Origin of the sequence: Persicimonas caeni, from assembly GCF_006517175.1 — a bacterium.
Taxonomy (GTDB): domain Bacteria; phylum Myxococcota_A; class Bradymonadia; order Bradymonadales; family Bradymonadaceae; genus Persicimonas; species Persicimonas caeni.
In genome coordinates this window covers 3,292,087-3,310,219 of the sequence record NZ_CP041186.1, presented here as the reverse complement: position 1 = coordinate 3,310,219, position 18,133 = coordinate 3,292,087, and the positions used below count along the sequence as shown (strand labels likewise).

16 protein-coding genes are annotated in these 18,133 nt (G+C 63.2%); 15 read left to right on the top strand and 1 reads right to left on the bottom strand.

All coding sequences use genetic code 11. The features are described from left to right. The first annotated feature begins 97 nt into the window (after positions 1 to 97). From FIV42_RS12270 to rimO, 3 genes are all read left to right on the top strand, one after another. On the top strand, positions 98 to 1,333 hold the full coding sequence (locus FIV42_RS12270; protein ID WP_141197971.1) for a Glu/Leu/Phe/Val family dehydrogenase: 1,236 nt from the start codon (positions 98 to 100) through the stop codon (positions 1,331 to 1,333). Between the two features lie 13 nt (positions 1,334 to 1,346). After that, complete coding sequence (locus FIV42_RS12265) at positions 1,347 to 2,120, top strand: class I SAM-dependent methyltransferase (RefSeq protein WP_141197970.1); 774 nt, start codon at positions 1,347 to 1,349, stop codon at positions 2,118 to 2,120. Between the two features lie 302 nt (positions 2,121 to 2,422). Continuing rightward, positions 2,423 to 3,844 (top strand): 30S ribosomal protein S12 methylthiotransferase RimO, encoded by a 1,422-nt coding sequence (rimO, locus tag FIV42_RS12260; RefSeq protein ID WP_168210595.1) that lies wholly within the window; start codon positions 2,423 to 2,425, stop codon positions 3,842 to 3,844. Positions 3,845 to 3,850: 6 nt separating this feature from the next. On the opposite strand, the gene FIV42_RS12255 is transcribed toward rimO, so the two are convergent. Further along, complete coding sequence (locus tag FIV42_RS12255; RefSeq protein WP_222615439.1) at positions 3,851 to 4,165, bottom strand: rhodanese-like domain-containing protein; 315 nt, start codon at positions 4,163 to 4,165, stop codon at positions 3,851 to 3,853. 165 nt (positions 4,166 to 4,330) lie between these two features. Between FIV42_RS12255 and FIV42_RS12250 the strand changes: the two genes are divergently transcribed. The 12 genes from FIV42_RS12250 (at position 4,331) to FIV42_RS12195 (ending at position 18,059) form a co-directional block, all read left to right on the top strand. Next, positions 4,331 to 4,951 carry a YqgE/AlgH family protein gene (locus FIV42_RS12250; RefSeq protein ID WP_168210594.1) on the top strand — a complete coding sequence of 207 codons (621 nt, stop codon included), beginning with the start codon at positions 4,331 to 4,333 and terminating at the stop codon, positions 4,949 to 4,951. Positions 4,952 to 5,318: 367 nt separating this feature from the next. Beyond that, entirely contained in the window at positions 5,319 to 6,842 is a 1,524-nt protein-coding gene (dnaA, locus tag FIV42_RS12245; protein ID WP_141197967.1) for a chromosomal replication initiator protein DnaA, read from the top strand. Between the two features lie 282 nt (positions 6,843 to 7,124). Then, positions 7,125 to 7,292 carry a 50S ribosomal protein L34 gene (gene rpmH, locus FIV42_RS12240; RefSeq protein ID WP_141197966.1) on the top strand — a complete coding sequence of 56 codons (168 nt, stop codon included), beginning with the start codon at positions 7,125 to 7,127 and terminating at the stop codon, positions 7,290 to 7,292. A gap of 65 nt (positions 7,293 to 7,357) precedes the next feature. Next, complete coding sequence (gene rnpA, locus FIV42_RS12235; protein WP_168210593.1) at positions 7,358 to 7,759, top strand: ribonuclease P protein component; 402 nt, start codon at positions 7,358 to 7,360, stop codon at positions 7,757 to 7,759. Between the two features lie 175 nt (positions 7,760 to 7,934). Further along, positions 7,935 to 8,129: a membrane protein insertion efficiency factor YidD gene (gene yidD, locus FIV42_RS31300; protein WP_141201316.1), complete on the top strand. Its 195-nt coding sequence runs from the start codon at positions 7,935 to 7,937 to the stop codon at positions 8,127 to 8,129. An 89-nt stretch (positions 8,130 to 8,218) separates the two neighbouring features. Then, positions 8,219 to 9,976 carry a membrane protein insertase YidC gene (gene yidC / locus FIV42_RS12225; protein ID WP_141197964.1) on the top strand — a complete coding sequence of 586 codons (1,758 nt, stop codon included), beginning with the start codon at positions 8,219 to 8,221 and terminating at the stop codon, positions 9,974 to 9,976. Between the two features lie 266 nt (positions 9,977 to 10,242). Beyond that, positions 10,243 to 10,737 carry a Jag family protein gene (locus FIV42_RS12220; protein WP_141197963.1) on the top strand — a complete coding sequence of 165 codons (495 nt, stop codon included), beginning with the start codon at positions 10,243 to 10,245 and terminating at the stop codon, positions 10,735 to 10,737. Next, positions 10,734 to 12,116 (top strand): tRNA uridine-5-carboxymethylaminomethyl(34) synthesis GTPase MnmE, encoded by a 1,383-nt coding sequence (gene mnmE, locus FIV42_RS12215; RefSeq protein WP_141197962.1) that lies wholly within the window; start codon positions 10,734 to 10,736, stop codon positions 12,114 to 12,116. The genes FIV42_RS12220 and mnmE overlap by 4 nt, the downstream gene beginning before the upstream one ends. A gap of 230 nt (positions 12,117 to 12,346) precedes the next feature. After that, complete coding sequence (locus FIV42_RS12210; protein WP_141197961.1) at positions 12,347 to 14,365, top strand: WD40/YVTN/BNR-like repeat-containing protein; 2,019 nt, start codon at positions 12,347 to 12,349, stop codon at positions 14,363 to 14,365. 475 nt (positions 14,366 to 14,840) lie between these two features. Next, positions 14,841 to 16,139 (top strand): histidine kinase, encoded by a 1,299-nt coding sequence (locus FIV42_RS12205; protein WP_141197960.1) that lies wholly within the window; start codon positions 14,841 to 14,843, stop codon positions 16,137 to 16,139. Continuing rightward, positions 16,136 to 16,912, top strand: coding sequence for a LytR/AlgR family response regulator transcription factor (locus tag FIV42_RS12200; protein WP_141197959.1), 777 nt, complete (start codon positions 16,136 to 16,138; stop codon positions 16,910 to 16,912). The genes FIV42_RS12205 and FIV42_RS12200 overlap by 4 nt, the downstream gene beginning before the upstream one ends. Positions 16,913 to 17,024: 112 nt before the next feature. Then, positions 17,025 to 18,059: a hypothetical protein gene (locus tag FIV42_RS12195; protein WP_141197958.1), complete on the top strand. Its 1,035-nt coding sequence runs from the start codon at positions 17,025 to 17,027 to the stop codon at positions 18,057 to 18,059. Positions 18,060 to 18,133: the final 74 nt, after the last annotated feature.

Sequence of the window (18,133 nt, the reverse complement as noted above, 5' to 3'; positions counted from 1 at the left end):
AGATTGGACGAACAGCACTACGTAAGCACAATCTGTGAGGCTCGCCGGCACCAGAAGGGGGCGGCCAATTAATAATGGCAATCAACTGGAGTGAACGATGACAAAGGCATTCGAGACGACCAACCGTTTCTTGCAGCAGGCCTTCGACGTGCTCGACCTGAGCGAAGAGGAGGTCATCCTGCTCGAGACGCCCAGCCGTGAGGTCAAAGTCGAGCTGATCATTCGCATGGATGACGGCTCCATGGGCAACTTCATCGGCTACCGCGTCCAGCACGACGACTCGCGCGGGCCGTTCAAGGGGGGCTTGCGCTACCACCCGCAGGCTGACCTCGACCACGTGCGCTCGCTGGCGAGTTTGATGACTTGGAAGACGGCGCTTATCGACGTGCCTTACGGGGGCGCCAAAGGCGGCATTCAGGTGGATCCGACGCAACTCTCGCTGGCCGAACTCGAGCGCCTGACTCGCCGGTTCACCCAGCGCGTCCACGAGTTCATCGGACCCACCACCGACATCCCGGCGCCGGATATGAACACCGACGCGTCGGTGATGGCCTGGATCTTCGACGAGTACTCCAACCACCACGGCTTCAACCCGGCGGTGGTCACCGGCAAGCCGGTCGATCTGCACGGATCGCACGGTCGCGAGGCGGCCACCGGCCGCGGGGCGATGTACGCCATCCGCGAGGTGCTCGAGCGCGACGGGCGCGGCCTGGAGGGGACGAGCTTTGTCATCCAGGGCTTCGGCAACGTCGGCAGTTGGGCGGCCAAGCTGCTGCACGAGGCGGGCGCCAAGGTCTTGGCGGTCAGCGACATCAAAGGGGGCATCTACAACCCCGACGGTCTCGACCCGCTCGCCGTGCTCGAGCACGCCTACGAGACGAGCTCGGTGGTCGACTGCAAGAATAGCGAGCCGGTGAGCAACGAAGATCTGCTCGAGCTCGAGTGCGACGTGCTCGTGCCCGCAGCCCTGGGTGATGTGATTACCGAGGAGAACGCCGCCGACATCAAGGCCGATTACGTGCTCGAGGCGGCCAACGCGCCGACGTCCTTCGAGGGCGACCAGATCTTGAACGAGCGCGGCGTCACCGTGGTGCCCGACATCTACTGCAACGCAGGTGGCGTCACGGTCAGCTATTTCGAGTGGGCCCAGAATATTCAGCACTTCTCGTGGCCCGAGACGCGGGTCAACGCCGAGCTCGAAAAGCGGATGATCGCCGCGCACAAGCATATCCGCGGGCTCAAAAACAAGCACGATGTGTCGCTGCGTACCGCCGCCTTCATCGGGGCCATCGAGCGGGTGCGCGAGGCGACGACGATGCGAGGGTTGCAATAAGAGGGTTGATAAGATGAGCGAAGCCAAACCCACCGAGCGGTTTTCGGACCGCGTGGCCGACTACGTCAAATACCGCCCGGGCTATCCCAACGAGCTCCTCGACCTGCTCGAAGACGAGGGGCTCGTCGGCCCCGGCCGGCGGGTCGCCGACGTGGGGGCAGGGACGGGCATCTTCACGAAGATGCTGGTCGAGCGCGGCTGCGAGGTGTGGGCCGTCGAGCCCAATCAGCCCATGCGCACCGCGATGGATACCCAGATCTGCGGCATGAAGGGCAGTTGCTACACCGTCGACGCCACGGCCGAGCATACCACCCTCCCCGACGGTCGCTTCGACCTGGTCTGCGCCGCCCAAGCCTACCATTGGTTCGATCCCGAAGCCGCCCGACGTGAGTTCGGGCGCATTTTGAAGCCCGAGGGCCAAGTCGCGCTGATTTGGAACTCGCGGCGCAAGTCTTCGACCCCCTTCCTGGAGGAATTCGAGCAGCTGATCGTCCGTTTTGGCACGGACTATGACGCCGTCGACCACACTCGCCTGGAAGTGCGTGAGAAGCTCGCGCCTTTCTTCGGCCACGACGACTTTCAGTACGCCGTCTTCGACAATGCACAGGTGCTCGACTTCGACGGCCTGCGCGGCCGGCTCGAGTCGTGCTCGTATATCCCGCAGGCGGGTCACGCCGACTATGAGGCGATGATCGAGGCGTTGCGGGAGGTGTTCGAACGTTTCGAGGAGGACGGGACGGTGGTGGTGGAGTATGATACGCGGGTGTTTTGGGGGCGGTTGAGTTAGCCAGAGCGTGCGTTTGTGCTGGTGGGGAACCCTTGGTATCAAGGCGAGAGACTTGTCGAGCGTTGACCCTTCCGAGGGTGCGCTACGCCGAGTGTGCGAGGCGCATATCGGCTGGGCTTACCCCCGGTGACGAGGGTGGTTTGCTCTTGCGCTCGCTTGGGCAAGTCGGAGATGATCAAATAACCCGAGCCGCCCAAACGCTCGCTCGTTTAAAGACCCACCGTCACCGGGGGTAAGACCGGCGCCTTTTGCCGGTCGCACCCCCGGCAGGCGCCCCCGAATTTATGCAAGGCTTTACAAAGATGACCCAAGAAAAACGCAAAAAAGTCCACATGATCTCCCTCGGTTGCCCCAAAAACCGGGTCGACTCCGAGGTGATGGTCGGGCTCATCCAAGACGACGGCGAGTTCGACATGGTCGGCGACGCCGATCAGGCCGACATCGTGGTGGTGAATACCTGCGGGTTTATCGACGACGCCAAAGAGGAGTCGATCAACACGATCTTGGAGATGGTCGAGCGCAAAAACGTCGGCCTGCTCGACAAGGTGGTCGTGTCGGGGTGTCTATCGCAGCGCTACTCCGGTGACCTGGAGGTCGAGATCCCCGAGGTCGACGCCATCTTGGGCACCAAGACGTTCACCGCGATCAACGAGGCGCTCAAAGGGGAACTGGCCGAGAAGACCTACGTGCAGCCGGGCAGCTTCATCATGGACCACGAGGTCGCCCGCACGAACACCATTCGCGGCGGCACCGCCTACCTGAAGATTGCCGAGGGCTGTTCGAGGAGCTGCAGCTACTGCATCATCCCGAAGATCCGCGGCACCCAAGAGAGCCGCACCATCGACGACGTGGTGCTGGAGGCCAAGCGTCTGGGCCAGAGTGGCGTCAAAGAGATCATCCTGGTCGCCCAGGACATGACGAGCTACGGCATCGACCTCGATCCCAAGAAGAACCGCGACTACCTGGTGCGCCTTCTTCGCCGCCTCGACGAGGAGGCGACCGAGGTCGACTGGATCCGGATGCTCTACATGTATCCGTGGAACTTCACCGACGAGGTCCTGGAGATCTTGCAGGAGGAGAACCGCATCCTGCCGTACGTCGACATGCCCCTGCAGCACATCAACCAGCGCATCCTCAAGTCGATGCGGCGCAATATCCAGCGCGACCGCCAGGCCGAGCTCATCGCCCGGCTGCGCGCGGTCGACGACCTGGTGCTGCGCACTACGTTTATCGTCGGCTATCCCGGCGAGACCGACGCGGAGTTCCAGGAGCTGTACGATTGGATGGAAGAGGTGCGCTTCGACCGCGTGGGCATCTTCACCTACAGCCCCGAAGAAGGCACGCCCGCGGCCGAGATGGACGGGCAGTTGCCCGAAGAGGTCAAGATCGCACGGCGCGACGCGCTCATGGAGCTGCAGCAGCAGATCTCGCTCGAAAAAAACGAGGAGTGGGTCGGCTACAACACCGAGGTGATCGTCGACGGCGTCTCCGAGCAGCACGAGGCGGTGCTCGAAGGCCGCCACTACGGCCAGGCCCCCGACATCGACGGGGTGGTCTACCTGTCGTTCGACTACGGCGGCGACCTGCCGACCCCGGGCGACATCGTCGAGGTCGAGATCCAGCAGGCCACCGCCTACGATCTGGCGGGCGTGGTCATCCCGAAAGAGCGGGATGAGGGGCCGATTCGGATTGAGGAGGGTGGAGTGAGTCTCGCAAAGCAGTGAGTTGCTTCACCCACGCTCCACTTCCTCCTCACCCATCTCGATCGCTGCGTTCGTGCCGCCTTCGACGTTGATGCACTCCTCCCAGCCCTCGCCTTCCAGAATCTGACACGCCATCGCGCTGCGGCCGCCCGAGCGGCAGATGATCGCCACGGGGCGGTCGTCGGGCTCGGGGCGCTCGCCTTCGCGCAGCTTCGACAGCGGGAAGAGCTCGACGCCTTTGACGTGGACGGCGTCGTACTCGTCCTGCTCGCGCACGTCGATGATGCGCAGGTCTTCTTGTTCGCGTTTTTGGGCGATCTCTTCGTAGCTCATTCGCTTCATCTTGTTCTCCCTGAGTCAGTCGTAAGATTTTTCGGGGCCTGAGGCCCTGCCTCCGAGGCAACGTCGCGAGCCATGGTAGGTGCGTTGCCGCGCGATCGCTCGGTAGTTACACTAAAGATGCTGTCGCGGAAGTCCACCATCCATTGCCTCTTTGCGAGTCCTTTCATGGCCGAATCGACCCAAAACTCGAGCTCGATGGCTCCCGGATTTCTCGTCGCCTCCCCCAAGCTCGACGGCAGCCCGTTCGAGCGGGCGGTCATCTTGCTGGTCCACCACGACGAGGAGGGGGCGATGGGCTACATCATCAACAAACCGCTGGAGGTTGATTTTGGCACGTTGATCGCCAGCGTCAACGAGGAGATCGAGGAGGCGATCTTGCCCGAGCGCTTCGAGCAGACCGTCTATTTTGGCGGCCCGGTGCGCATGGAGCAGTTGTGGGTGATCTTCAAGCACGAGGGTGAACAGGCGCGCAAGGCGCCGTTCGACTCCGTCGAGCCGGCCGATATCGACTTCGCCCCGGACTGGACGCTGTCGCCCTCGGGTCGGCTCATCGAGGGGTTCGCCCTGCACGAGACCGACGACTACATCATGCCCGTGCTCGGCTACGCCGGCTGGGGCGCCGGCCAGCTCGAGGGGGAACTCGAAGAGGGCTCCTGGCTGGTGGCCGACTTCGACGAGGCGCTCATCCGCCAGACCGCACCCGCCGACTGCTGGAAGCGCGCGCTGGCCAAAATCGGCGTCGACCCGACGGCGTTTTTGATGATGGGCAAGATGGGCTCGGCTTAGACTCTCTCGATCCGATCTCCAAATGGCATGATCTGATCGGGGGGATCACGGGGCCGAAGATCGGAGGCGATCTCGGCGAGCTTTGCGCTGCGGTCGGATCCGTTACTTGAAGCCAACGCAAGAGAATTTTCGGGTGTCTGCGGATCGAAAATTTCTCGTCACCGGATCGACATATTCGGGCGTTCTCCAAAAGCCAAACTCACCCATGCACTTAGCGTTTTTTGAACGCTCGAAGCCGTCCGAAGATCGCCTCGTTTTCGCCTTGAGATCGATGTCGTTAGGTTGATGAAAGGACCGCGAGGGGCTAGATCTGGTGGGCCCGGTTTTTGGTTGTTTAAGTTGTTCCAGACCCCACTGACGTTGACCTATGACGGATATCTGGCAAGCCGCGTTGCGCGACCTTCAAGAGAAGGTGAGCTCCCATAATTTCCAGTCGTGGTTTAAGAATATCAAGTACCACCACTGCGACGGACAGACCTACTTTTTGGAAGTCGGCGACGAGTTCCTGAAGGCCTGGATCGAGGACAACTACCTCGATCTGATCGAAGATTCGCTCGAGGTCGCCTCGGGTGAACCGGTCGAGGTCAAGCTCGACGTCGCTTCGGCTTATGAGCGCCAAAAGGCCGGCGGCGGCGAGCAGGTCGTCCAGTCGATCGACGCGCCCGAAGAGGCGATGGCCGCGCGCATGGGCCGGCTGCAGGCCGAAGGCCAGGCGGTGGTCGACGCGGCGGTGGTCGCCGAGCCGTCGGGAGCGGGCCAGACATCGGCCGGCCAGTCGCAGATGAAGCTGGATCGGGCTTCCGACGCGGCGGTGCGTCCCAGCGAGCCAAATCCGAGCCCGCAAGAACTCGCCGAGACGATGATGGCCGCCGGGATCAACCCGCGCCACGACTTCGACGAGTTCGTCGTCGGCCCCTCCAACCAGTTCGTGCACGCCGCGTGCAGCGCGGTGGCCGACAACCCCGGCGGCTCGTACAACCCGCTGTTCATCTTCGGCGGAGTGGGCCTGGGCAAAACCCACCTTCTTCACGCGGTGGGCATCGAGGCGATCAAGCGCAACCCGCAGGCGCGGGTGGTGAACTTGTCGAGCGAGGACTTCATGAACCAGCTCATCACCTCGCTTCGCCAAAAGGATATGAACTCGTTCCGCACCCAGTTTCGCAACAACTGCGACGTGCTCCTCATCGACGATATCCAGTTCATCGCCGGCAAGGACTCGACTCAGGAAGAGTTCTTCCACACGTTCAATGCCCTGTATCACAGCGGCAAGCAGATCGTGATCACCTCCGACGTGATGCCCAAGGACCTGCCGGGCATCGAAGAGCGGCTGCGAAGCCGGTTTAGCTGGGGCCTTTGCGCCGACATCCAGCCGCCGGAGATGGAGACGCGCATTGCCATCCTCGAGAAGAAGGCCGAGGCCGACGGCATCGAGATGGACAAGGACGTGGCGATCTTGCTGGCCAGCTCCATTCGCAGCAACGTGCGCGAGCTCGAGGGCACGCTCATTCGCCTGGGGGCCCAGGCCAGCCTGATGAACCAGCCGATCACGCTCGACTTGGCCCGCGAGATGCTCGACCGCATGAATATCGAGCAGGGCCGCGAGCTGTCGACCGAGTACATCATCGAGGTCGTCGCCAGTGACTTCGGCATCACCCCCCGTGACATCAAGGGGAGCCGGCGCACCCGCGCGATCAGCAAGCCTCGCCAGTACGCCATGTACCTGGCGCGCAAGCACACCGACCACTCCTACCCGCAACTCGGCGAGCAGTTCGGGGGCAAGGACCACACCACCGTGCTGGCCGCCTGCAAGAAGATCGGCGGGCTTATCGAGGACGGCGACGAGGAGATGACCTCCTTGATCGACGGCCTCGAGGCGAAGCTGCTGCGCTGAGGTTCACCACGGGGACACGGGGCTCACGGAGAGAGGCCGATAATTTTTTCCCCGTATCCCAGTGTTCTCCGTGGTGAATATCTGCCTTGTCTCCAATACACTTGACGTACCGCTCGCCTTTGTGTTTATTTGCCACGCTTTTTGACCCGCGCCCGGTTTGCTCGCGATCTCGACGGTCTCGAAATAGCCAGTGTGGGGTTGTTGTTTCCAAGTCGTCTTATCAAAGTCGATCGGGTGCAAGGATGTGCTCGCATCGCGAATTGTGCATAGAGAGGAATAGCCATGCCGAAGAGAACGTATCAGCCGAGTCGTAAGAAGCGTCGCAAGACTCACGGTTTCCGCGCCCGCATGAAGTCCAAAGGGGGCCGCAAGACCCTCAAGCGTCGGCGCAGCAAAGGCCGCAAGCGTCTGTCGCCGCGCAAGTTCCATAAGCGGACGCGTCGTACCTGACCTGGCGACAGGGCCCCGAGTCGGGGCCCTTTTGCTGCTTTTGGGCATCAGCGGGAGCGAATCCGGTGGCATCTCCATCCGAGCGGGAGCAAACAGAGCCGGAGCGCTTCGAGGACGACGAGCGGTTGCGCAAGGCCGAGAGGCTGCGCAAGCGCCCCGAGTTTTTGAGGACGCAGCGCAAAGGTACCCGGCGGGCGAACAAGCACTTTATCGTCTACGGGCGCCCCAACCGTCGCGCCTGGTCGCGCCTGGGGGTCACCGCCAGCAAAAAGGTGGGCAAGGCCACGGTGCGTAACTGGTGGAAACGGCGGGTGCGCGAGATCTTTCGGCGCAACAAGACCGAGATCCCCAGCGGCTACGATTTCGTGGTCATCGTCAAGGCCTCCGGCCAACGCGACGAGTTCGACGAACTGCGCGACGAGTTGGTGGGCTTGATGAAACGCGCGGTCGATTCCCGAAAACGCTGACGACCAGCAACGCCAACGAGAGGATGCCTTGGTTGAGCCTACTGGCGACAGGACCAGTGCCGACGACATCAGCGCCGACGACATCAGCGCCGACAAGACCGAGTCGTCCACCGAGGCTGACGGAGCGCTGGTGCGCGCGGACGACGCTCAGCCGGGCTGGCTGGCACGCGGCGGCATGGCGATGATCCGCTTTTATCAGCGCGCCATCTCCCCACTGACGCCCCCTGCCTGCCGATTTCGGCCCACGTGCTCTCAGTACACTTTGATCGCCATCAAACGCCACGGATTCGTGCGCGGAAGTTGGCTGGGCCTCAAGCGGCTCATGCGGTGCCACCCGTTCCATCCCGGGGGTCACGATCCCGTACCCTGAAGCTGTAGGGCTCTAAACGCGACGATGCGTCCTTAGATTCAAAGGAGGCGGGCTCGCACCCACGGCAGTAACCCAACCAAAGATTTATCATGGAACAGAAGCGTTTCATCTTGGCGATGGTCCTCAGCGCGGCCGTCCTGTTGATCTGGCAGACCTTTGTCGCCCCGCCGATGCCCGAAGAGGACGCGGCCAACGGCGAGCAGACCGTCGAGCAGACCGCCGACGGCGAAGAGGCTGCCGACGAGGCTCAGGGCGCCGACAAGCAAGCCGACGCCGCTGAAGGAGCCGACCAACAGGCGGCCCAGCAGGACGCGCGGGCTGAAGGTGGCGCCGATGATGCGCAGGCCGAGGCCCAAGAGCCGACGCCCCAGCCGCGCAACGTCGCGGTGCGCAAGGACATCATCAAGAGCGACATGTTCACGGTGCACCTGACCAACGATCAGGCGCGCGTGACCAGCGTCCAGCTGACCGAGCCCGAGCAGTACCAGGCCAAAGGCGATCTCGTCGGCTTCCCCAAAGAGGCCAAGCACTATCCGTTCGAGCTCGACTTTCTCGAGCAGAGCGTCGACTTCCCCAGCAAGCCGGTCTACGAGCTCGTCGAAGACGAGAGCGTCAAAGGCGAGGGCGAGGCGTACGACAAGATCGTGTACCGCTACGTCGACCCGCAGGGGCGCTTCCAGATCGACAAGGTCTTCTCGCTCGACAGAGATCTGCCCTATGTCGTCGACATGGACGTCCAGATCACCAACCTGCTCGACAAGGGCCGCTTGGTCGACACGGTCGCGCTCGACATCTTCGAGTGGAAAGACCCCAACAAAGAATCGAGCTTCCTGGACTTCCAGCCCAACGAAGTCGAGGGCGTGTGCATGAACTCCGAGGACATCGAGCGCGAGTCGTTCGACTCGGTGCTCGATTCGCCCCAGCGCTTCGACGAAGGCGAGACGCTGTGGGGGGCGGTGGACACCCGCTACTTCATGATGGCCGCCATCCCCGACAAGCCGGTCGAGCGCTGCGAGCTCAAGGTCGTCGACAGCGACTATATCCGCACGCGCCTCGTCAACTCCGGCTTCTCCATCGAGCCGGGTCAGACCGAAACCCTGTCGCACAAACTGTTCATGGGGCCCAAGGACGTCGACGTGCTCAACGGCATCGACGACTCCCTCGACGGCACAGTGAGCCTCGAGGAGAGCGTCGACTACGGCATGTTCGCCTTCATCGCGCGCCCGATGCGCTGGGGCCTCGAGAAGATCTACAACTTCGTGGGCAACTGGGGTCTGGCGATCATCATCCTGACCTTCCTGATTCGTGGCGCGCTGTGGCCGATCAACATGAAGGCCTACTCGAGCATGGAGCGCATGAAGAAGGTCCAGCCGCTGCTCACCGAGGTCAAAGAGAAGTACGAAGACGACCGCCAGCGCATGACCGAAGAGACGATGAAGATTTTCCGCGAGCACAACGTCAGCCCGGCTGGCGGCTGCTTGCCGATGATCATGCAGATGCCGATTCTGTACGGCCTGTACGTCATGATCTACAACTCGGTCGAGCTGTATCACGCCGACTTCGCGCTGTGGTACACCAACTTGGCCGAGCCCGACCCGTACTACGTGCTGCCGGTCTTGATGGGCATCGTCATGTTCGCCCAGCAGAAGATGAGCACGGTCGACACGACCAACCAGCAGGCGATGATGATGATGAAGATCATGCCGTTCATGTTCGCCGGCTTCATGATCTTCCTGCCCTCGGGTCTGGTGCTCTACTACGCACTCAGCCTGCTCATCGGCGTCGGCCAGCAGTTCTACGTCAAGAAGAAGTACAGCGGTGAAGAAATCGAGGCGGCGAAGGCGTGATTGATTGTGCGATGGTGGTGGCCTTGCAGAGGCGTCACGCCATCTACATAAGCAATTAAGGACATAAGGGTTGCGTATCGGAGGCACGTGACAAATCGCTGCCCCTATGGGTTGCGTATCGGAGGCACGTGACAAATCGCTGCCCCTATGGGTTGCGTATCGGAGGCACGTGACAAATCGCTGCCCCTATGTCCTTAATTGCCCAAATAGATGGCGCTGCTTTTCTGCAAGACCAACTCTTTTGATAAACACAACTGGATTCCAAAATGACTGACGAACAGACCAACGAAGAGAATGAGCAGCCCGAAGTCGACGCGATTGAATTCGGCGAGCAGTGGCTCGCCGACGTCTTCGAGCGCATGAACTTCGACCTCGACGTCAGCGGCGAGGCCAAAGAAGACAAGCTGTACTTCGACGTCAGCGGCGAAGATGCCGAGATCTTGCTCGGCGTGGGCACCTCGGCGCCCAAGTCGATCGAGTCGATCCAGACGCTTTTGAGCGCCGCGCTGTCGCGCGTGGGTGACAAGCGTCAGGTCTATGTCGACGTCAGCGGCTTCCGCGACCAGCGCGCCGAGCGCCTCGATTCGGTCGCCGAAGAGCTTCGCGACGTGGCCACCCGCCTGGGTAAAAAGGTGACCATCGCCGGGCTCAACAGCTACGAGCGAAGCGTGGTCCACAAGGCGCTGGAGGAAGATTCGAGCGTCAAGACCGAGAGCGAGGGCAAGGGGATCTTCCGCAAGCTTTCGATTTCGCCTGCATGATCGACTCAACGACCATCGCTGCGATCGCCACTCCGGCCGGCCGGGGTGGCGTGGGCATCGTCCGCGTCAGCGGGCCCGAGGCGCGCGATGTGCTCCGAGCGTTGGTGCCTGCCTGGCCCGACGATCACCCCTCCCACAAATTGCGCCTGTCGCGCATCCACGACGAACACGGAGACCTGGTCGACGAGGCCTTGTGCGTGCTCATGGAGAGCCCGCATACCTACACCGGCGACGACGTCGTCGAGTTCCAGTGCCACGGCGGCCCGATCATCTTGCGCCGCGTGCTCGACGCGGCCCTGGCGAGCGGCGCGCGCGCGGCCGGCCCGGGCGAGTTCACCGAGCGGGCGTTTTTGAACGGACGCATCGACCTCACCCAAGCCGAAGCCGTCGCCGACCTGGTCGAGGCGACCAGCGTCTCGGCGCACAAGCTCGCCATGGAGCACCTGCAGGGGAGTTTGGGCGCGGCCATCCGTGAACTTCGCACGCTCACCATGGAAGCAGTGACGCTGGTCGAGTCGGCCATCGACTTCGCCCATGAGGAGCACGTCTACCAGATCGAGCACGACGAGGTGCTCCAACGCGTCGACAAAGTGATCGCCGAGCTTCGCGACCTGAAGCGCCGCTTCGACCAGGGCCGCCGCCAGCGAGAAGGCGTGCGCGTGGTCATCTTGGGCCCGCCCAACGCCGGCAAGTCGACGCTTTTCAACGCGCTGCACGGCTCGGAGCGAGCGATCGTGACCTCGATCGCCGGCACCACCCGCGACTTTTTGGAAGAAGAGATCCACCTCGAGGGCGTCGCCCTGCGCGTGGTCGACACCGCCGGTTTGCGCGACGCGACCGACGAGGTCGAGCAGATCGGCATCGAGCGAAGCCGCGAGCTGCAGAGCAAGGCCGACCTGGTCATCTGGCTCGTCGACCAAGAGCAAGGCCTCGACGACGATCAACGCCGCGACCTCGAAGAGACACTCGCCCGCCATATCGAAACGGTGGTCGTGCGCAACAAGATCGACTTGCCGTCGACGCTCACCGCCGACGACGTGGCGCTGCTGGAGCGCTTCGAGCACGTCGTGCCGACGGCCTTGGCCGCCGACGGCGAGCGCGAGGGCATGGACGAGCTGGTCGGCGTTCTTACCGGCATTGCCGCCGAGCTCACCTCCGGCGAGGGCGTCCTGCTCAGCCGCACGCGGCACTTAGAGTGCGTCAACCGGGCACTGGAAGCGCTCGGGCGCGCCAAAGAGGCCGTTGAAGCGGGCATGGAGCACGAATTCGTCGCGCTCGACCTGCGCGAGGGCCTGGACGCTCTGGGCGACATCGTCGGCCAGGTGTCGACGGACGATATCCTGAACAAGATCTTCTCGGAGTTTTGCGTCGGCAAGTAGTCGGCGTGCGCGACTCGGTGCGCTCTTCGTTGGGAGGGCATCTTGCCCTCGAAGGCGAGAGCAGGGATGCACTCGCACCGAAGAGGCGGCGGGTGTCGTTTCGGTGCGAGGGCATCTTGCCCTCGCTTTCGTGAGCTTTTCGATATCTCGTCTGAATGATCCCGTCCGCGCCGCGTCTGACTTATTGAAGGTCACGTTCTTTCGCTCCATCTGATTTTGTGGGGAACCAAATGCCGTCGGTAACTCTGCCCACTCGCCGCTACGTATCTTTGTGTTTGCTGTCGTTGAGTTTGTTGTTGCCCACCGGCTGCTCCGACCCGTCGAACGAAGGTGAGTCACCCTCGCCGGTCGACCAGCGGGACCGACCCGTGCCGAGTGTCGAGCCCGGCGGACAGTGGCGCCAGATGCAGGGCCCGCCGATGAGCGCTCACGGCTTGGGCTGGAGCTCCTACTTGCTCGGACATGTCGACGGGCAACTCTATCTGCACGAGACGCACGATCCGCCACGGATCTTGATGGTCGATACGTTGTCCGGTGAGGCGCAGGTGGCTGGGGAACTCGAGCAGCGCCGCACCGAGGGTGAGTCACTCCTGCAGATTGGCCAGTGGGGAGATGCGCAATACCTTCTAACCCATCAAGCGACCTACACGCGCGACTCCGGTGATGAAACGTGGCAGCGAATGAGCCTTCGCCTCGAGGAGATCATCGAGGTCGACGGCGCGGCATTGGCCACGACCCACCACGCCAGCGAGCGTCACCCGGGGAGTCTGGTGCGCAAGGTCGACGGCGGGGATTGGCAGCTCGTGCGCGAGGCCGCGGGAGAATTCGAGAAGTCGGGTCAGGTCATTCATCTGCATCAGGGGATATACAACGATATCTACTCCACTGACGGTGGCCAGACCTGGACGGAGCACGAGCGACCGTACATCATCGCCCAACTGCGCGGCGCGGCGTCCTACGATGGGCGTCACTGGGGCGGAAGCAAGCGACCCGGCAAGGTCTACGTGTCGGACGACGGTATCTCCTGGGAAGAGCAGGAGGCTGCCGAGCTCGAGGGGGCGCTCGATGAGGTGACGCGACATGACGGCCGGATCTACGCCATCGAGCGAGGCACCAACGCGGCGTACGTTACCGGCGAAGACCATATCGTCACATACGGCGAGTCGGGCTGGCAGCGAATCGCCCGCCCGCCGCAGACTCGACTTCTCGAACTACACACCTACGCAGAGACCCTCTACGCAATCACACGCAGCGCGGGCGTGTGGCGCATGGACGACTCCGGCGAAGGCTGGGAGCCGGTGGGACCGTCACTGGACACCCCGACCGAGCTTGCCGGCGCAAGTATCGGCCTTTGTGCGCTCGCGCATTTTGGCGTGTTGTCGTGTCGCAGCGGAGGAGACTCGGAGTGGTGGCGCGAAGGGATCGACCCATTGCGCACCGTCGAGGAGATCCACGTCGACGGCGAGCAGCTCTTCTTGGTGGTAAGCGCCAGCTCGGAGCCCGGTGAGGCGTTTGGCGCACGCACGGAAATATGGCGTATGACCTCCGACGCACAGGTCGAACTCGCCGTCGAGGCCGATGCCATTCTCGCGGCGAGTGTCGAATCTGTCTTCGAGCATGACGGCACGATTTATGTGCTGACCCCTTACGCATTCCTGCGAATCGGCGACGACGGTGCCAGAGGCGAGGAGCTGTTCGAGTACAACGGACGTAGAGATCACTCGATGCACGGTGCGACCTCGATGCACGGCGAAATCTGGCTCATCGACCAGTCGGGCTTGACCGGCTGGGTGGATAAGGTCGACGACGATGGCGAACGCACCTCGCGCTCCGAGGGCTTGCCCGCTCCGAGCTTCGAAGACGACCGCGGTCCCTATCCGGTCGCGTTTGCCCGCACCGAGCTCGACCTGTACACGCTGGTGCAACGGGCGCGTCTGGCAGACGGTGGGGGTGTAAATTGGGTCGGTCAGGTATTCGTGTGGGATGAAGACCAGCAGCGGTGGATGGAGACGCCGACGCCGTCGCGCCAAGAACTCGACGGCGAGTATTTCGAAGAGATCCACGCCAGCGGCGACGCGCTGTACGCGCTGACCGACTCGAGGGTCTATCAGTACGATCCGTCTCGTAACCAGTGGTCCGAGATGAGCCAGGGCCTTCCCGACGGACAGATCCGTGGATTTACCACTCACGCCAATCAGGCGTATGTGAGCGTGGAGGGCCACGGCATGTGGCGCTACGGCGGCAACTGAAGAAGAGGCTAGCCATGCCGCCTTAAAAAGCAGGCGGCGAGAGCAGGGATGCACTCGCACCGAAGAGGCGGCGGGTGGTGGGAGTTGAGCAACCTAACAATTTTTCGCCCTCGCGGAATGCTTCGCCGGCCCGCTCGTTATATCCGCACAGTCAGCGAGGATGCGCTTGCATTGGGCGTCCGCAACGACTTACAATTTACTCGACTTGGCTACGCTGCGGTGTTCGTGCGAGATGGGCAAGCAAGGAACCCCGTACGTATATATATGGGGACGGTCGCTGATGAGAAGAAGTCATGCCTCTTGCGTTCCAAGAGCGAAGGCTGACGCTCATTACTTACTGTCCACCACCTGGTAAAACCAGGGTTTCACAACCCCGTTTCAATAACGGCACATGCGGGTAGCCAATCACGAAAAGCAGCGCGGAAGCGCTGCTTTTCGTTTTTCTTGTTTTGGCAAAATCGGCTAATGTGACGCCGTGGAATTCTTAGAACTCATCCTGAACCTGCTCGAGAAGGTCTCGGTGCTGGTGGCCGCCTCGCTGGTGTTGCTGCTGTTGCGCCCCGCCGAGGTGTGGCTGGGCGAGACCGGCGCGCACGCCTCGGTGCGTCGCCGGCTCTTCTTGATGGCGGTGCTCGGGTTTCTGGCCGTCTGGGGCGTCTTCCTCGGGTTCGACATCGGCGGGATGGGCTTCAACCTGCGCGCGGTGGGCATCATCGTGGCCGGTTATCTGGGCGGGCGCAAAGTCGGCGTGCTCGTGGGCGCGCTGGCCGGCTTCGTCTACGCCGTCACGCTCAACGACCCCACCTCACCGTATGTCTTCGCGGCGAGTGTGATCGACGGAGGCCTGGCCGGGCTGTGGAGCCGAAAGATCGGCACCGGCGTCATCTCGGTGATCGTGGGCGCGGTAGTCATCCAGCTCGTCCACCACGTGGGACTGGGCGCGGTGATGGCCGCGCTCGACTTCGATCAGGCGATCGCCATCGCCAGCAACCTCGAGCTGCACGCGGCCAAGATCGCCGCCAACGTCATCGGGGTGTCGGTCTTCATGGGCTTGCTGAGTCTGGTGCGCGAGCTCGAGTTGACCCGCCGCGAGGCGAAGACCTCGCGCGATCTGGTGCGCTCGGCCAAGCTCGAGGCGCTGCAGTACCAGGTGCGCCCGCACTTTTTGTTCAACCTGCTCAACACGCTCGCCTATCTCATCCGCACCAACCCGGTCAAAGCGCGCGAGCTGACCCTCGATTTGAGCGAGTTTCTGCGCTACACGCTGGCCCGCGACGACGAGCAGACCACGCTGCGCGACGAGCTCGAGCAGCTCGAGCGCTACGTCGATCTCGAGCGCGCACGCTTCGGTGAGGGGCTCCAATTCGAGCTGGCCGACGCCGACGATGTCGACCTCGATGCGGTGGTCGTGCCGCCGCTGATCTTGCAGCCGCTGGTCGAAAACGCCATCCGCCACGGCGCGCGCGAGGGAAAGGTTTCGGTGCGTGTTGAAGTTACATGCCACGAGGGTCTACTTTCGGTGCGCGTGCTCGACGACGGTCCGGGGCCGGGCGGCATCAAGCTCGATACCAAGCGCACCGGCGTCGGCTTGGTTAATGTCAGCGAGCGCCTCGAGCGCTTCTACCACGGCGAGGCGACGCTCTCGCTGGATGAGCGCGGGGACGTCGAGGGCGCCTGCGCCGAGGTGACCGTGCCGTACGAGTTGGCCACCCGCACCACCGGCGGCGGACTCAGACAACAAGCTCGCGAACAACTCAAAAAGGTGATCACGTGAAGGCGCTGATTGTCGACGACGAAAAACCCGCCCGCGAAGAGCTTCAGTGGCTCTTAGAGCAGTGTGAGGATGTCGAGGTCGCCGGGCAGGCGGCGTCGGCCGAGGGCGCGCGCGACTTTCTCGAAGGGGGCGACGCCGGCGAGGTCGATTTGGTCTTCTTGGACATCAATATGCCCGGCGTCGACGGCATGCGCCTGGCAGAGCTGTTGCACGAGAAGCCCGTCGACGAGCGCCCGATGGTCATCTTCGTGACCGCCTACGACGACCACGCCGTCGACGCCTTCGAGGTCGACGCGGTCGACTACCTGCTCAAGCCGGTGCGCCTCGAGCGACTCCAAAAGGCGCTCGAGCGCGCCCGTGGACGGCTCAACGACCCGCCCGAGTCGGCCGGCGCGGCGCCCGCCGCGCAGAACCGCCCACTCGAGCGCATCTCGGTCGAAGATCGCGGGGTCTATCGCGTCGTGCCCATCGACGATATCCTCTTCTTCGAGGCCGAAGACGGCATCGTGGTCGCGGCGACCCGCGAAGACCGCTTCATCACCGACTTCAGCCTGAAATTTCTGGAAGACAACCTGTCGGCAGACAAGTTCTTCCGGTGCCACCGAAGCTATATCGTGCGCCTCGACGCCATCGAGAGCATCGCGCCGTGGGGCGCGGGCACGTACCGACTGGTTCTGTCGCGCGACGAAGATCTGGGCGTGCCGCTGTCGCGCAGCCGCGCGTCCGAACTCAAAAGCCTGATCCCCTGGTCGGCCCGCGTCGTCGATGGTTAACTGAAGCGGAGCGGCTACTTGCTGCCCGCGGAGCTCGCCCCGTAGTTTGGGGCGCCCGTGCAGCCCCAAGGCTTGCCTTGGGGTCATCGCGATGCAAAACGAGGAGTACCCGATGATCGAAAAAAGCCGTTTCAGCATCTCGCACCTCATCGACAAGGTTCTGTCGGAGCGTGTGCTCGCCAAGCTCTCCGAAGAGGAGCGCGAGGAGCTCAAAGAGGATTTCCGGCTGGTGCGCCAGCTCCTCGGCGAGCAGCGAGACCCGCGCGTGGCGGTGGTGGGGCCGGCGGACGTATCGCTGCCGGGCATCGTCAAGACGATCATGGGCGAGTCGCTCGACGGCGACCCGACCATCAAGGAGCGGCTGGGCAAGCGACGCTGGTACGACTACGACTCGCCGCGCGGGGTGATGCGCCTGCTCGACTTGCGCGCCGAGGACGACGGCACGCCCACCATCCAGGCGATCTCGCGTGAAGAGCCCGACGTGATCTTGTTCCTGTGGCGCCAGGGCGACGCCGAGCTCGTCGAGCACCTCGAGCGGATCGTCAACCTCGCGCAGGGCACCTTCGGCGAGACGCCGGCCACAATCGCCGCGTTGCTCCCCCCTGAAGAGGGCGATTTCGACGAAGGCGAAGCCGAAAGCGAGCTTCGCCGCCTGCTCGTCGCCTCGGAGGTCCCCAACGAGTCGTTCGACGTGGTGCTGTGGCGCGAGGAGCAGATCCTCGTCGACCGCATGGTCCACCGCGCGCCGCTGCAGGTGCGCGTGCGCCTCGCCCACCTGACCTGGGTGCGCGAGACTAAGCGTGACGTCGCCGAATCGGTCGTGCGCGCCGCCTCCGGCATCGCCGGTGCCATCGCCACGGTCCCCATCCCGGTCGCCGACATCCTGCCCATCACCGGCCTGCAGATGTCGATGATCGCGGTGGTCGCCCATATCAGCGGGCGCGAGATGAAGCTCAAGAATACCTGGGAGTTCGCCCTCGGCATGGGCTTGAACGTGGGCGTGGGGCTCGCCCTGCGTAGCATGGCGCGCACGGCGGTGCGCTTTATCCCCGTCGCCGGCTCGGTGATCGCCGCAGGCATCGCCTCGTCGGCCACGTACACGTTGGGCCAAGGGGCGATCGCGTACTTCATCGGCGAGCGTCGTTGAGGTTCCACCCCGAGCCCCATTTTGATAGCCCCATACGTAGCCGCGCTGTTTGCGGCGGAGCTTGGGGTCAGATA